At 60.4% G+C, this 14320-nt stretch carries 14 protein-coding genes; 8 read left to right on the top strand and 6 right to left on the bottom strand.

Annotation, left to right across the window (positions count from 1 at the left end; genetic code table 11):
• Positions 1–15 precede the first annotated feature (15 nt).
• The 3 genes from HDG34_RS33075 to HDG34_RS33065 form a co-directional block, all read right to left on the bottom strand.
• Positions 16–765 carry an SGNH/GDSL hydrolase family protein gene (locus HDG34_RS33075; RefSeq protein WP_184066612.1) on the bottom strand — a complete coding sequence of 250 codons (750 nt, stop codon included), beginning with the start codon at positions 763–765 and terminating at the stop codon, positions 16–18.
• Complete coding sequence (locus HDG34_RS33070; RefSeq protein WP_184066610.1) at positions 762–1844, bottom strand: acyltransferase; 1083 nt, start codon at positions 1842–1844, stop codon at positions 762–764. The genes HDG34_RS33075 and HDG34_RS33070 overlap by 4 nt, the downstream gene beginning before the upstream one ends.
• Positions 1845–2102: 258 nt before the next feature.
• Entirely contained in the window at positions 2103–2369 is a 267-nt protein-coding gene (locus HDG34_RS33065; protein ID WP_184066608.1) for a hypothetical protein, read from the bottom strand.
• Between the two features lie 33 nt (positions 2370–2402).
• On the opposite strand from HDG34_RS33065, the gene HDG34_RS33060 reads away from it, so the two are divergent.
• The 3 genes from HDG34_RS33060 (at position 2403) to HDG34_RS33050 (ending at position 8583) form a co-directional block, all read left to right on the top strand.
• The gene (locus HDG34_RS33060; protein WP_184066606.1) at positions 2403–4604 is read left to right on the top strand and encodes a hypothetical protein; all 2202 of its coding nucleotides are present in this window, start codon (positions 2403–2405) and stop codon (positions 4602–4604) included.
• Between the two features lie 62 nt (positions 4605–4666).
• A complete protein-coding gene (locus tag HDG34_RS33055; RefSeq protein WP_184066604.1) occupies positions 4667–6133 on the top strand; it encodes a flippase in 1467 nt (488 codons plus the stop codon).
• Positions 6130–8583 carry a glycosyltransferase family 4 protein gene (locus HDG34_RS33050; protein ID WP_184066602.1) on the top strand — a complete coding sequence of 818 codons (2454 nt, stop codon included), beginning with the start codon at positions 6130–6132 and terminating at the stop codon, positions 8581–8583. The genes HDG34_RS33055 and HDG34_RS33050 overlap by 4 nt, the downstream gene beginning before the upstream one ends.
• A 121-nt stretch (positions 8584–8704) precedes the next feature.
• Here the strand turns inward: HDG34_RS33050 and HDG34_RS33045 are convergent, their stop codons facing one another.
• Both HDG34_RS33045 and HDG34_RS33040 read right to left on the bottom strand, forming a co-directional pair.
• A complete protein-coding gene (locus HDG34_RS33045) occupies positions 8705–8995 on the bottom strand; it encodes a contact-dependent growth inhibition system immunity protein (protein WP_184066600.1) in 291 nt (96 codons plus the stop codon).
• 9 nt (positions 8996–9004) lie between these two features.
• Positions 9005–9841 carry an RNase A-like domain-containing protein gene (locus HDG34_RS33040; RefSeq protein ID WP_184066598.1) on the bottom strand — a complete coding sequence of 279 codons (837 nt, stop codon included), beginning with the start codon at positions 9839–9841 and terminating at the stop codon, positions 9005–9007.
• A 70-nt stretch (positions 9842–9911) separates the two neighbouring features.
• Between HDG34_RS33040 and HDG34_RS39960 the strand changes: the two genes are divergently transcribed.
• The 5 genes from HDG34_RS39960 (at position 9912) to HDG34_RS33015 (ending at position 12809) form a co-directional block, all read left to right on the top strand.
• On the top strand, positions 9912–10199 hold the full coding sequence (locus HDG34_RS39960; protein WP_184066596.1) for a hypothetical protein: 288 nt from the start codon (positions 9912–9914) through the stop codon (positions 10197–10199).
• A 126-nt stretch (positions 10200–10325) separates the two neighbouring features.
• A complete protein-coding gene (locus HDG34_RS33030) occupies positions 10326–10745 on the top strand; it encodes a hypothetical protein (RefSeq protein ID WP_184066594.1) in 420 nt (139 codons plus the stop codon).
• Positions 10745–11308 (top strand): lysozyme, encoded by a 564-nt coding sequence (locus tag HDG34_RS33025; RefSeq protein ID WP_184066592.1) that lies wholly within the window; start codon positions 10745–10747, stop codon positions 11306–11308. Before HDG34_RS33030 ends, HDG34_RS33025 begins: the two co-directional genes overlap by 1 nt.
• Entirely contained in the window at positions 11295–11744 is a 450-nt protein-coding gene (locus HDG34_RS33020; protein WP_184146169.1) for a hypothetical protein, read from the top strand. The genes HDG34_RS33025 and HDG34_RS33020 overlap by 14 nt, the downstream gene beginning before the upstream one ends.
• Positions 11745–12044: 300 nt before the next feature.
• Positions 12045–12809: a hypothetical protein gene (locus HDG34_RS33015; RefSeq protein ID WP_184066588.1), complete on the top strand. Its 765-nt coding sequence runs from the start codon at positions 12045–12047 to the stop codon at positions 12807–12809.
• 47 nt (positions 12810–12856) lie between these two features.
• Here the strand turns inward: HDG34_RS33015 and HDG34_RS33010 are convergent, their stop codons facing one another.
• The gene (locus HDG34_RS33010; RefSeq protein WP_184066586.1) at positions 12857–14104 is read right to left on the bottom strand and encodes an acyltransferase; all 1248 of its coding nucleotides are present in this window, start codon (positions 14102–14104) and stop codon (positions 12857–12859) included.
• Positions 14105–14320 lie beyond the last annotated feature (216 nt).

Raw genomic sequence — 14320 nt, 5'->3', positions numbered from 1 at the left:
GCCTAAGGGCCTGGCTCAATGCGCGTTGTCCAGCAGCCGCCGCACCAACGGTTCGACGACCCGATAATCCTGTTCGGCCTTCAGCCGGTACAACTCCGGCTTTGGATGCGCGCCGTCCGACATCAGCGACTTCCAGTCGGGCAGGCTGCTCACATACGCGTATTGATCGACGAGCGGCACCTGCTGTTCGGCGGCCACGCGTCGCGTCATCGCTATCATCGCGGCGAGCCGGGCGTTGAGCCGGTCATCGGGCATCGGGTTCGAGGTCTGCAAAACAGGCTCCTTGCCGAGCGCTCGCGCGGTTTGCACGAGCGACGTCTCGGCCGCGTAAAACTGCTCGGGCGTCTGGTTGTGCATCACTTCGTTGATGCCGTAGTTGATCAACACGATCCGCGCGGGCGAGGCGGCGAGACGTTCGCGCCACGGCAGTCCCGCCGTCGGCCCCGCGCGACGATTGCCGGTGCCGTCGCGCAACTGCCAGGCCATCGTGCCGCCGACGCCGTAGTTCGTGACGCGCACGCGCTCGCCGTCATGCGCCTGCAACGCTTGCTGCAGATACGTGACGGCGTTGCGGGCTTGCGGGCCGCAGTGGCCATCGCTGCAGGTGATGCCGAGCGTGGTCGAGTCGCCGTACGCGTCGATCAGCAGTTGCGTCGGCGATGGCACTGCCGGCCCGGCCACGGCCGCGCGCGTTGCCGGCGCGATCAGCATCAGCGCCGACACGATACCCAGCACGTGGGCAGCAACAACGGCCTGGCGGCTCATGCGCGGCCTTGCGGTGCTTGCCGCGCAACGTTGGCGCCGGCGCGGGTCGTCGCTCTCGACCCGCGCGCGCCGAAAATCAGGCGCTTCTCGAATGTGAACCACGTGATGCTTGCGTACACGAGCGTGATAGCGAGCGCGATCGCGGCGCTCAGATAGCGATTCAGATGCAGCGGCCACACCATGTACAGCACGCTCAGGTGGATCAGATAGATCGTGTAGCTGATGGTGCCGATATAAACGAGCACGCGATTGCACAACAGCCGCTTCACGATGCCCTTGCTCTGCAGCGCGATCACGACGATCGACGTACACAGCACCAGCGACACGCTATACAGCCCGGCATTCGACAACGGCGTATTCGCTGCGCGAAAACGCGGGTAGTGCAGATGCAGCCATGCCAGCACCGCGAGCGCGGCCAGAGCGCCGAGCACCGCGAGTCCCTTGAACGGTTCGAGCGCATTGCGATCGCGCCGCACGGCAACCGCGAGCAGCGCGCCGGCCGCGAGCAGATCCATGCGGAACGGCGTCAGGTAGTAGATCGGCCAGAACGAATCGAACCACGGTGTCGCGAGCGCGCGCAGCAGCGGCACCAGAACGATCAGCGCGGCCGCCACCAGCCCAAGCAGACGCTCGGGCACGAGCAGGATCACGAACGGCCAGAAGATATAAAACTGCTCCTCGACCGCGAGCGACCACAGCACGTTGAGGCTGTCATGACCGCTTTGATTGAGCGCATCGCCGATATTGGTCGCGAAGAACGCGTACCAGTACCAGTGCTGCGCCCACGCGAGGCCGAACAGCAGCGACGACACGGCCATCAGCAGCAGGTACGGCGGCAGGATGCGGCGCGCGCGCCGCGCATAGAAATAGCTGAAATACGACTGCTGGCGCGACTTGCGATCGAGCAGGATGCCGCTGATCAGAAAGCCGCTCAAAACGAAGAACAGATCGACGCCCATCCATAGCGGCGCTTTCAACGCGTGCTGCGCGAACACCGCGAGCACGGCGATCGCGCGCAGACCGTCGAGCTGCACGATGCGGGAATGGGAGGGCGCGAGGGGCAATGCGCTGGCTGTCATGAACCGTCCATGGTGTAAAGCGGATGAGCCGGGCGAAGCGCCGCGCGGTTCGCCACGGATTGCCAGCGAACAGGCGCGCGCTTCGCGTCGCAACTGAAGTGCAATCGATTCTAGGGAAAAGAAACTCGAGAAAAAACCCGTTGGAATCGGCTAATTGAATCAGATTGAAACAGGGTATTTCTTTGGCCATTCCCGAAAGATTTATATGTTTATGTGGTGAGCATCGGGCAATCCGTAATAAATGCGCATTGCGTGATATCACATCGGTAGGAACGGGGGATCGTCGCGACAGAGGCGACTGACGGCGAGGCTTGCGCTTTGATCGATTTTTAAAATCGTTTCTTTTGCGACGTATAAGCGGACGAATATTTTTGAATTATTTTCGATTTTCGTCACCGCATTTTTTCCGCGTAACTTAGCCGTGCGGACGGCTGCCTTCAGGCGCCGCGCTTCAATCGGTTGCGCTTCGTTTCGCTTTGCCACATCACTGAATTTCGCCCCGAGCGGGCGCAGGTCCGCGTGCATCGCGTTGACCGGACATCGACTGGAGGTTCCGCCTTGCGCCGTATCACGTTCAAAAGCTGGTTCGCCGTGACAGCCTGCACTGCCGGCGTCGTCGCCGCATCGGCCGGTCTGCCGGCGCGCGCCGAAACCGCTTTGAACGCGAAGACCTCATGGATCGGCAACAGCTTCGGCTTTGGCGATGGCACATGGACGCAGATCGATATCACCGCGATCGCGGTCACGCCCGACGGCAAGGTCTATACGAACGCGCCGTGGGACGAAAGCGGCGCTGAAGCGAGCGTCTATCAGGACGGCAAGATGCTCGGCTTCGCGGGCGGCACGCATGGCTGGGGCAACGCCGGCGGCAATGCGATCGCGGTCAACCGCAAATATGCATTCGTTGCGATCGCGGTCGGCAATGAGAAGGGGCGTCTGGTCGAGCCGGGCGTGTGGCCGGACAAGGGTAAGCAATGGTTTGGTATCTCGCGGCGCCTGATCGACGAGCCGAAGCGCGTGGCACCGTTTCAGCCCGCGGCTAAAAACGCGGACCCGCACGCGCAGCTCGCGGCCGGCTTTCTGATGATGAACGAAGTGCCGACCGGCACGAACGCCGAGATCGGCGGGCTCGCCGCGAACGACACGACGCTGTTCGCGGCCAATACCGCGCGCAATCGCATCGAAGTCTACGATGCCGAATCGATGCAGCAGAAAGCGACGTGGAACGTGCACGAGCCTGGACGTATCGCGCTCGCGCCCGACGGCACGCTATGGGTGCTCAGCGGCACGCGCGGCGATCGCGCGCCGGGTATCGGGCATTACACGGCGACCGGTCAGCGCATCGACGAGACCATCACGCTGCCGGCCGATACGGTCGCGGTCGGCCTCGCCGTCGATGCGCAAGGCCGCCTCCTGATCGCCGATAACGGTCCGCGCCAGCAGGTGCTGTTCTTCACGAAGCGCGACGGCCGCTACACGGAGTCGGGCACGCTCGGCGAGCGCGGCGGCATTTTCAGCGGCGTCGCGGGCAAGCCCGGACCGTTGCGATTCAACGGGTTGACCGGCGTGGGTGTCGATGCGCGCGGCAACGTGTACGTGTCGACCAATGGCATCGGTCCGCGTTACGAGCCGATCGGCGCGGGCCTCGGCGCGACGCTCGAAAGTTATGCGCCGAACGGCAAGCGCAACTGGCAGGTCGAGGGGCTGCTGTTCGTCGACGGCGCGTGGATCGATCCGGCCCGGCCCGACAGCGTCTATACCGGCAACAAGCGCTTCGAACTCGATTTGTCGAAGCCGTCTGGACAGGACTGGAAATACGCGGGGTTCCTGTCGAATCGGTTCAAGTACCCGGACGATCCGGTGTTCCATACCGACCAGTATCCGGGTCTGCCGATCGCGCGGCGGTTGAAGGGGCACACGTTCCTCTATCTGACCGACATGTATGCGGATCATCTGAAGATCTATCGCTTCGATCCGCAGCATGACGGCGAGACCGCGATTCCCTCGGGATTTATCGCAGGTCGCGAGCGCGCGGTCGCGAAGGTGCCGAATGCACCGCCGGGCGGTGACTGGATCTGGCGCGACACGAATGGCGACGGGCGCTTCGATCGCGACGAATACACGCTGAACACGAGCGGCACGAAGCTCGCCGGCGGCTGGGGCTGGTGGGTCGATATGGCCGGCGACATCTGGCGTACCCGGGATACGAAGGGCATCTATCGCTTCCGTTTCGGCGGACTCGACGCGAAGGGCAACCCGGTCTACTCGTACTCGAACCTGACGCAGTACCCGGTGCCGGCACCGTTCAGCGAACTGCATCGCGCGATCTATGAACCGGACACCGACACGATGTACGTGAGCGGCTATACGGCCGATATGCCGACCGCGCAGGGCTTCTGGAAGGAAGTGGGGCGCGTGCTGGTGCGCTATGACAAGTGGTCGAGCGGCAAGCCGGTGCAGCGCTACGCGATCACGCTGCCGTGGCAGACGCAGAGCAAGCCCATCGCGACGATCATCGGCGTCACGGTCGAGGGGCAATACGTGTTCGGCGTCGAGCCGGTCGGCGCGGTGCACGTGTGGGACAAGGACAGCGGCAAGGAACTCGGCGTGATCCGGCCGGGCCCCGAAGTGGGCCGCGCGTCGGGTTGGGTCGACGTGCCGAACGGTATCAGCGCGACGAAGCGCGGCGATGGCGAGTACCTCGTCTTCGTCGAGGAAGACGCGCGCGGCAAGGTGCTGATGTATCGCTGGAAGCCTTGAGGTGCGTTGGCCTCGCTGACGCAGCCCCGCACGCAATCTAACCGCAAAACCGAAGGGATTCGATGGACAAAGGCATTCTCAGGAACGTGGCGATCAACTTTTTCGGGCTCGTGCTGCCGACGTTCGTGTCGCTCGTGACCGTGCCGTCGTATATCCGGCTGCTCGGCGTGGAGCGCTACGGTGTGATCAGTCTCGTGTGGACGCTGATCGGCTACTTCGGGATTCTCGATCTCGGCATGAGCATGGCCGCGCAAAACCATATTTCGAAGGCGCGCGCGTCGGGCGATCAGCAGGAAAGCGCGCGCGTGTTCTGGAGCGCGACGTGGCTCAATCTGACGACCGGCGTGGCGGGCGGTCTGATCATCTACTTCGGCGCGTTCCTGTACACCGCGTATTTCACGAAGGTATCGCCCGAGTTGCAGCACGAAGTCTATATGGCGCTGCCGTGGCTCGCGGTTGCGATTCCGATCGCGAACGTGTCGTGGGTGTTCGCGGGCGCGATCAACGGCGCGGAACGCTTCGGCGTCTACAACACGAACCAGACCATCGGCACGTTCCTGTTCCAGCTGCTGCCGCTCGGTGCCGCGTGGTGGCTCGGCGCGACTTTGCAGAACGTACTCGCCGCGGCAGTCGTCGCGCGGATTCTCGCGGCGTTGCTGCTCGGCCGCTACGCGCTGAAAGTGCTTGAAATACGCAGCATTCAGCCGCCGCGGCTCGGCGTCGCAAAGGGGCTGTTCAACTTCGGTGGCTGGATGCTGATCGCGAGCGTGACGACGATGGTCGCCGATTCGCTCGATCGCGTCATGCTCGGTTCACGGCTCGGCGCGCGTTTCGTCACGTACTACACGGTGCCGCAGAACCTCGTCACGCGTCTGAACATCGTGCCGACCGCGCTGGTACGCACGCTGTTTCCGCGGCTTTCCGCAGTCGGCCGCGCCGACGCCGACACGATCACGCAGCAATCGCTCGAATTTCTGAACGGCGTGTTCACGCCGGTCGCGCTCGTCGCGATGCTGGTGCTCGAACCGTTCCTGCATCTGTGGGTCGGCAACGAGATCGCGACGGTCGCGGCGCCCGTGGGCCGCATCATGATCGTCGCCGTGTGGCTCGTCGGCCAGGCGAACGTGACGCGCATCCTGATTCAGTCGCAGGTCAATCCAGCCACCGCCGCGCGCATCGGCCTCGTCGAGTTGCCGCTTTTCGCCGGCGCGCTGTGGCTCGGTATCACGCATTTCGGGCTGACGGGCGCGGCGGTCGCAGTTGCTGCCCGCGCGCTGTTCGACTACGCGGTGCTGCTGCGTTTCGCCGCGATCCGCGCGCGCCAGATCGTGCTCGACATGCTCGCCCATCTCGCCTTCCTGCTCGCCAGCCTGTGGCTCGCCAGCTTCCTGCCGAGCCTCGCGCTCGCGATCGCCGCCGGTGTGCTGATGGTCGGCGCGAACGTCGCGTGGTCGATCACGATGACGCCCGCCTTGCGCAATCTTGCGCGTTCACTGCTATTGCGACTGAATCCGAGGAAAAGCGCATGAATCAAGACGTCCTTGAAAAAGACCTGTTGAGGCCCGCGACGCGCAGCGCGCTCGACGAACTGACGAGCGTGCCCGGCATCCAGCCGGCACCGCGCCGTACCGCACCGCGCGCGAGCAAAAGCGTGCGCATCGCGATCGTGCACGACTGGCTCGTCACCTACGCGGGCGCGGAGAAAGTGCTCGAGCAGATCATCGCGTGCTTTCCCGATGCGGATCTGTTCAGCCTCGTGGACTTTCTCGACGATCGCAGCTTCCTGCGCGGCAAGCCGGTGACGACGTCGTTCATCCAGAAGTTGCCGCTCGCGCGCAGCAAGTACCGCTCGTATCTGCCGCTGATGCCGCTCGCGATCGAGCAGCTCGACGTGTCGGCGTACGACGTCGTGATCTCGAGCAGTCACGCGGTCGCCAAGGGCATTCTGACCGGTCCCGATCAGGTGCATATCAGCTACGTGCATTCGCCGATCCGCTATGCGTGGGATTTGCAGCATCAGTATCTGCAGCAGTCGAAGCTGACCAACGGCCCGAAGTCGGCGCTGGCGCGGCTGATTCTGCATTACATGCGCAACTGGGATATCCGCACGTCCAACTCGGTCGACGGCTTCGTCGCGAACTCGGCGTTCATCGCGCGACGCATCAAGAAGGTGTATCAGCGCGACGCGCAGGTGATCTTCCCGCCGGTCGATGTCGAGGCGTTCACGCTGTGCACGCAGAAGCAAGACTTTTATCTGACCGCCTCGCGCATGGTTCCGTACAAGAAAATCGATCTGATCGTCGAGGCGTTCGCGCGGATGCCCGAGCGCAAGCTCGTCGTGATCGGCGACGGACCCGACATGGCGCAGATCCGCGCGAAGGCGGGGCCGAACGTCGAGATCATGGGCTATCAACCGTTCGAGGTGCTGAAGGACCGCATGAGCCGCGCGAAGGCATTCGTGTTCGCGGCCGAAGAGGACTTTGGCATTTCGGTGGTCGAGGCGCAGGCTTGCGGCACGCCGGTGATCGCGTACGGCAAGGGAGGGGCGCTCGAAACGGTGCGCGATCTGTCGGAGCCGAAGCCGACCGGCATGTTCTTCGATGAACAGGATACCGACTCGATCATCGCTGCCGTGAATCGTTTCGACGAGCTTCGGCACCGGTTCCTGCCGGAGAATTGCCGCGGCAACGCCGAGCAGTTTTCGGCCGCGCATTTCCGCGAGCGCTTTTTCTCGCAGGTGCGCGCGGCGGTGCCCGCGTTGCGCACGGCGACGCTGCCGGCCTATACGCCGTATCGGCCGGCCGTGCAGGGCGCCGCGAACGTGCCGCGCATTCTTGCCGTCGATCAGAGCGGCGTGCTCGGCGGCGCCGAACTGTCGCTGCTCGAAATCGTCAAGGCGCTGCGCTCGCGCATCGAGGTCGTGCTGTTCGACGACGGGCCGTTCAACACCGCACTCGCGAAAACCGGCGTCGAGGTCACTGTACTCGATGCCGGCGCGCTCAAAAATGTGCGCAAGCAGGGCGGTTCGATGCCGAAAGGTCAGGCGTTGAAGGGACTCATCTCACTCGTGCGTGCCACCGCGAAACGCGCGCGCAAGGTGGATGTGATCTACGCGAACACCCAGCGTGCGATGGTGATCGGCGCCGTGGCCGGCAAGCTCGCGAGACGGCCGGTGGTCTGGCATTTGCGCGACATCGTCAGCGCCGAGCATTTCGGCGGCAAGCAGCTTGCGATCATCAAGTGGTGCGCGCGGCTCGGCCTCACGCACGTGATCGCCAATTCGGCTGCGTCGGCGCAGGCGTTTGCGAAGCTCACGCGGTTCGACAGCAAGCGCATCGACGTCGTGTTCAACGGGATTGCCGCGGAGCCGTTCGACGCATTGCGCACGGTGCCGCAAGCGGTGCTGCGCGAGCGCCTGAATCTGCCGCGCGACGCGTTTCTCGTCGGCTCGTTCAGCCGGCTTGCGCGTTGGAAGGGGCAGCATGTGCTGCTCGAAGCGATGGTGCTCAATCCGCAGATGCATGCAGTGCTGGTCGGCGCGGCGCTGTTCGGCGAGGACCAGTACGAGAGCGAACTGCGCACCTTCGTCGCCGCGCACAAGCTTGGCGAGCGCGTACATTTTCTCGGCTTCCAGCACGATATTCCGGCCTGCATGTGCGCGGTCGATGCGGTTGTGCATACGTCGATCACCCCGGAGCCGTTCGGCCGCGTGATCGTCGAGGGGATGCTCGCGCAGCGGCCGGTCGTGGCGTCGCGCGCAGGCGGCGTGCTCGAAATCATCGACGACTACGAGAACGGCGTGCTGTGTACGCCGGGCGACGCGCACGCGCTCGCCGATACGCTCGCCGAATTGCGCTCGAACGGCGACTTGCGCGACAAACTGGTCAGGAACGGCTATCGGACCGCGCAGGAGCGCTTCGGCACGCGCAGCTATGTGGATGGGGTTGCGCAGATTCTGACCGGCGTGGCAGCGCGGTGACGAGGTGATTTTTACGCGAGGATAGACGAGGGCTTGGCCAGTCCTTGCTTGGCGTAGCGGAGCGAAAGTCTCGAACGACTTTCGCTCCGTTTTTTTTATTCCTCGCGCAGCGACAGGTTGATTACTCGCTCAGAAGGCGCTTGAGTTCGTCAAGGAATGAAGCAGTAGTGTGGCCCCACAGATTGGGATCAATCCCTGCACCGTAATCTCTTTCGAACGCAGAATCGAGGTCGGACGGATGCTCATTCATGAATGAATTTATTTCATCAACTATTTCCTTTTGATATTCCAGTGGGCTATCATTTCTATAGCATGAGACAATTTCAGGGATTGTGTTTCCCCACAAATCAAAATCCTCATTGAAATACGCACCGAAAAGCTCGTACATTCTAGGGTAGCGATCTGATAGCATTGGCTATCCTTAGCCCACGTGGGCGGTAAATATGTAATACGGCATATTATTATATTCCTGAAACTTCAAAATTACGGTGACTTCGTGCATCTTGGTCAGTTCGTTGGTTTTTCTCGTTACCCCGTATCCTATATCGCCACAAACTTTCTTGACCAATGTAAGGGGAATGCGGTTTTTCGGAGATTGTATCCAGCTCTGTATTTTCAAGGCATTTGAGTTCATTACATCAGATATCGCCAACTCTGCCACCTGAAGATTATAAAACGATGAAACAACCCTTTTTTGGGGTTCCCGTTTAAGGCGTTCCCGTAGCCATGCCTCGTCCTTCTCAACATGCTTCAGAATCGTATGCCCGCCAAGCCTTGGATTAATGGCCTTCGCCTCATGCATTTGCAGATTGATCCTGCCCATCGTGACGCTGGCCACGCGTGCAGCCTTGATCGAGCCAGCGAAGCCAAACGGCACGATCATATCAACTGACAGGCCGATCTTGTTTGCCAGGTCAGGACTGGCCTTCATCGCCTCGGCCAGTTTCGTCGTACCTTGCTGGGTCAGCGTGGCCGTATCCCGGCCCGTCCAGATTTGTCGCAAACCTGCCGACGCCGTATCTGAGCCATGCACGCCGAACACAACGCACCCCGCCTTGCTCGCCATCGTCGGTTCGGGCAGCACACACAGAGCCGCCGCCCCGACCATTTCCAATACCCCGCCGACAACCTGCAAACCGCCCCATAGCCGGTTGGAAAGCATTTCGGTGGGGCTGATCGACTGGCGGGAGAGCACCGCCGCCAGTTGAGGCGCACTGAGTACCACTCGCACGGCATCCGGATCGTGTTGATACGACATTACGATGTCCCCTGGAGTTGTTGGGCTACCACGCTAGCAGGCGACTACAGGGAGATGGAATGGGCGACGGATGATTTTAGGGGGCTTTGCCTGTGTCAATCAAACGGCGCGCGGCGAGTGGCGGTCGAAATCGAGACTTCGGCATGCGCGCGAAGCGCCTCAGCCACAAGTTGCCCGCATCAAGCTGGCACGCAGGATTATCCGCGAGCCGCAGCGCGCCGCTGCAATGGATGCAATAGCGCTGATCACGCAGAACACCGGCACACCGGCCGAACCCCGGGCGGCATCGATTCCTGACGGTAAAGGTGGCTCAACGCCGCCCTTTTTGTTGAACCGCGATTGCGGAAATATGCATTGAAAATGAGATACGCGAAATCATCGTGAATATTTGTCAAAAAGTCTTAATCTCAAATTAAAGGTGTTGACCGTGGCTGCTTCGGATGATTAATTCGTCGGTGTGTTCTGGAAAATCAGCAGAGGTCAAATGGAACAACAGAATCAGAAAAGTGCCATGGACGAGGAGGAAGAGTGCCAAGTTTGCCGTATCACCTATTCAATCTACTCAAACTTCCCGCCAATGCCGTCTGCAATGGTGCTGAACGCCGAAACCGGCGAATGGCTTCCGTTCGATAGGTTGAAGTCGTATTCAAACGGTTACGACATGGCCGAAGCCCTCGGTTACGCATGGGCGTGCGATTGTCGCGGACGCTCACGGAATCGTTTCGATCAGCGGTTCACGCTAACCGATGCTGGAGGTAATGCACTCCCTAATACGTATTACACCGCCCAACTTCCATCGGGCGCACTTGTTCACGGCATTACCGATTCGCAGGGACGCACCAAGCGCTATCAGACACATGGTGCGCGATCCATTCACGTCTTTATTGGTCATAGGGAGGCGTAATGCGTGATGCACTGGGAGCAGCACTAACAGATACAAACCCGAATTCACTTGTAATTCTCCAGTCGGACAGGATCGGCAAGCCGTGGAATGTTTCCCAAGCTGGAGTTCAGTTCACTGCGCAGTGGGAGGCCTTTCGGTCGCATTTGTACGATAAGGATGGAGGTGGCGGCGGCGGAAATTCCACGATCGGATACGGACATCTGGTCCATATCGGACCAATATCCGGTGCACCTTCCGAAGCGCTTTACGGAAATGGAATTACCGAACCGCAGGCGCTGAAACTGCTTCATCATGATCTACGCGAAGCCGAGCGAATTTTAAATAGCAGAATTTTTGTTCCGTTGTTTCAGTACGAGTACGATGCGGTTGTTGATTTCATCTTCAATCATAGAAGTGGAAATAACGAGTTTTTCGCGCTCGTTAATACCGGTCATTACGATCAAGCGCCGTCGAAATTTCTGCAATACACAGCGGCGCATGGCAAACACCCACTGGGGTTGGTCAGGCGCCGTCGTGCTGAGGGCCGACTGTTTGCTACGGGGAATTATGATGCGACTCACTAAGATAACGGTTGCAGTGATCCTATCATGCGGCACGTCGGCCGCCTTTGCAGACGCGACTTGCGAGGCATCCGCGAAAACGCGCGATGACTATCTGGCGTGTACAAATGCCGACACGAAAAGCATGCTAAGTGACGCTGAAAAACTCTATCGAAATCTCCACGCCAACGCTAAGGGCGAAGCGCTCGCGGAACTCGCGAAAAATCACAAGCTGTGGGAAGAAAAATTGCAATCCGATTGCAAGTTATTTGGGATGGCATTCAACGACTGGAAAGGCGGTTATATGCCTGATACAGACTTCCAGGTGGCGGCCTGCAGGCAGGATGCGGCAAAACAGAGGCTCGAATTTTATGAATGGTTGTCTTGTCCGGACGATATGGAATCGTCGGAGCATCCGGAATGCTCAACGGTTAAAACGATTCTTGGACGCAAGAAATAAATCGAAATTGAGTTGAGTCCGATCTGTAACGAGAGGGAACTGCGCGTGGATGTGCGACAAGCTGTTGAACTGCGTACGGACACTCGTTGAGGACGTGCCGCTTGCAGAAGGGAAAACGCGTTCAATTCCGGTGAAGGATCATCCGAATCTGATCGTCGTGGCTTGGCGTGCAGGGAATGGGCGATGAGTGATCCGATCAATAAGGATCTGCGATTGCTTTTCCAGTGCTGCCCACGGAAGCACGATTTTCTGGACGCTTAACCCCGACTATCTGAAAGCGACAGGCGCCAAAGCATACCGATGACAATCACTACGATACTGGTGGCGGCTATGGCCGCCCTATCTGGCAGCGCACATGCGGCTCAGTCTTACGACAGCTACGAAGCCTTGTACGTTGCCCAGGCGGGGGCAGTGTTTGGCGACCCGATCAAACGAAACGGTGACCCGACCGATCAAAACGCCGGCGTGGTCTATTCCTACCCAGGCGAGCCAGGCACTTTTATGAAGCTGCAAGCCAAACTGGAACGGAAAACGCTAAACATTGAACTCTGGAAGGATCGCCTGGCAGTCGACGGCAAATCCTATCGCTTTGCGCACGCTACGACATTCCCCGGAGAGCATGTGTCGGAAATCTTTCCGCAATCAGCCAACGTATTCATTGCAGCGCGAACCGATACGCATCCGCCCTTACTCTGCGTGGAAGGGCACGGCAACGGTTCGGGCGAAGCCGGAAGTCGATACCGGCAGATCTCGCTGCTGGTCAACCCTCTAGCGCGCAAGCCGACGTTTCTTCATCTGCCGAGTTTACTTTCGTCATGTCGGGCCGTCGTGGCGACGAAGGAAGGGAAGCTTGCCTTTCCGAATAACAGTTACGTATTCGACGATGCACAGGCATCCCGCGTTGGCCTGTTAGTGTCGTACTACACGTTTAAGAATCAGCGATTTGTCCCGGTCCCGGCTCTAAAGCAACTCCGGCTCAAATTTACGCATCCAGAGATACCGTTTCAATTTTCCATTCAGGACGAGCACCAGGTATCGACGTTGCTATTCAGCGAGATCAAATGATGGTGAAGCACCCGAACGCGCGGGATTGATCCAATGTCAACGTTCTATCAGCGCCCTTTAGGCTTAAAACTCGCCGACCACCTCATCGCAGGCAACTCAACGAGCCGATAGAATACATAGGCGGCCGGCACCGCGACCAGCATATAGCCGAACGACGGCCAGATCGACATCTGCAGTGACGAACGAAACAGCCACGCCGACAGCAGTACGAAGATCGGCAGATGGATCAGATACAGCGAGAAGCTGAAGTCGCCGACGCGCGACAGCAGGCGCGCTACTGCATCCGACCCGGCACGAAGCAGCGCGCGCACGCCGCCCGTTTCACGCCGGGGGGCATGACGTCCATCGAGCGCCTTGTACAGATAGCACGCGAAGCCGAGAGCCCATATCTGGAACGCGCCGTACTGGCCGAAATGAAACGCGACGCAGCCTGCCGCGATCAATACCGCCGCGAGCACGTACAGCGATGCCGGCGCACGCGCCGCTTGCACGCTGCGCGTTTTGGCGTCGGCGATCCACGCACCGAGCGTCCAGGAGAACCAGTACGACGTGAAGAACTGCAGATCGTGGCGCTCCAACCCGTACGCGGACGCAACGTTGATCGCGCCGACGAGCGCGAGCACGGCGTTCATGCCGATGCGTCTGCGTAGCGCGAACAGCAGCGGATAGATCGCATAGAACTGCACTTCGAGCGACAGCGTCCACAGCGCGCCGTTCGAGCCATACGTTTTACCCGCCACACCCTGCAGCGAAAACAGGTTGACCAGAAACGGATGCCAGCCGATGTCGCGAATCTTGTGACTGACGGGCGGCAATTGCAGGCTCAACGAATCGAGCGCGAAGGTCAGTACGAGCGCCGCGAGCAGCACCGGGTAGATGCGCGCGAAGCGCCGCAGCCAGAAGTTGCCTGCATCGAGCCGGTAAGCGGGATTGCCCGCGAGCCGCAGCGCGCCGCCGCGATGGATGCAGTAGCCACTGATGACGAAGAACATCGGCACACCGGCCGAGCCCCATGCGATCGGAAACGTCAGATACGCGGCGAGACTACTGGGACTCAATGAATGTCCGACGCTCTGATGAAACGCCTGCATGCCGACCCACACGATCTGGCGGCAATGAAAGTAGGCGACCAGCAGCGCGGCGAAGCCTCGCATCGCGTCGATCGCGTGCTCCTTGCCGGCGCTATCGACACGCGCGTCGCTGCGCGCATGCGCCGTGGCCGGGTTTCTCTCCGGGCGCGGCAGCGGGGAGAGGGGCAGGGATGAGCCGGCGGCATCCAGTGCTGGGTCGCTCATACGCGGTCCTTATCTGAAGCGGAAAAAAGAAAAAATTGCGCGGAACAGGCCTTCGAGCGGGCGTCTTGCGCACCCGCGACGCATCCATCCTAGAGCACCGCAATCCTGAAAAATGATTAAAAAATTCCATTTCGCATTGAATCCGATATCGATTTTGTGACGAATTGTAATTGCGCGTCGACGTATGGCGTATCGAATTATTTATCGCTTTTGTCG

The organism is Paraburkholderia sp. HC6.4b, assembly GCF_014200875.1.
GTDB lineage: Bacteria > Pseudomonadota > Gammaproteobacteria > Burkholderiales > Burkholderiaceae > Paraburkholderia > Paraburkholderia tuberum.
The sequence above is the reverse complement of the archived record's forward strand: the minus strand, read 5'-3'. Positions and strand labels throughout refer to the sequence as shown.

What these genes read in the sequence shown, in the direction of transcription:
- HDG34_RS33045 (WP_184066600.1), bottom strand. Translation starts at nt 8,995, where the DNA reads ATGCTATCAGATCGCTACCCTAGAATGTACGAGCTTTTCGGTGCGTAT.
- HDG34_RS33040 (WP_184066598.1), bottom strand. Translation starts at nt 9,841, where the DNA reads ATGTCGTATCAACACGATCCGGATGCCGTGCGAGTGGTACTCAGTGCG.
- HDG34_RS33055 (WP_184066604.1), top strand. Translation starts at nt 4,667, where the DNA reads ATGGACAAAGGCATTCTCAGGAACGTGGCGATCAACTTTTTCGGGCTC.
- HDG34_RS33065 (WP_184066608.1), bottom strand. Translation starts at nt 2,369, where the DNA reads ATGCACGCGGACCTGCGCCCGCTCGGGGCGAAATTCAGTGATGTGGCA.
- HDG34_RS39960 (WP_184066596.1), top strand. Translation starts at nt 9,912, where the DNA reads ATGATTTTAGGGGGCTTTGCCTGTGTCAATCAAACGGCGCGCGGCGAG.
- HDG34_RS33015 (WP_184066588.1), top strand. Translation starts at nt 12,045, where the DNA reads ATGACAATCACTACGATACTGGTGGCGGCTATGGCCGCCCTATCTGGC.
- HDG34_RS33010 (WP_184066586.1), bottom strand. Translation starts at nt 14,104, where the DNA reads ATGAGCGACCCAGCACTGGATGCCGCCGGCTCATCCCTGCCCCTCTCC.
- HDG34_RS33025 (WP_184066592.1), top strand. Translation starts at nt 10,745, where the DNA reads ATGCGTGATGCACTGGGAGCAGCACTAACAGATACAAACCCGAATTCA.
- HDG34_RS33030 (WP_184066594.1), top strand. Translation starts at nt 10,326, where the DNA reads ATGGAACAACAGAATCAGAAAAGTGCCATGGACGAGGAGGAAGAGTGC.
- HDG34_RS33070 (WP_184066610.1), bottom strand. Translation starts at nt 1,844, where the DNA reads ATGACAGCCAGCGCATTGCCCCTCGCGCCCTCCCATTCCCGCATCGTG.
- HDG34_RS33075 (WP_184066612.1), bottom strand. Translation starts at nt 765, where the DNA reads ATGAGCCGCCAGGCCGTTGTTGCTGCCCACGTGCTGGGTATCGTGTCG.
- HDG34_RS33050 (WP_184066602.1), top strand. Translation starts at nt 6,130, where the DNA reads ATGAATCAAGACGTCCTTGAAAAAGACCTGTTGAGGCCCGCGACGCGC.
- HDG34_RS33020 (WP_184146169.1), top strand. Translation starts at nt 11,295, where the DNA reads ATGCGACTCACTAAGATAACGGTTGCAGTGATCCTATCATGCGGCACG.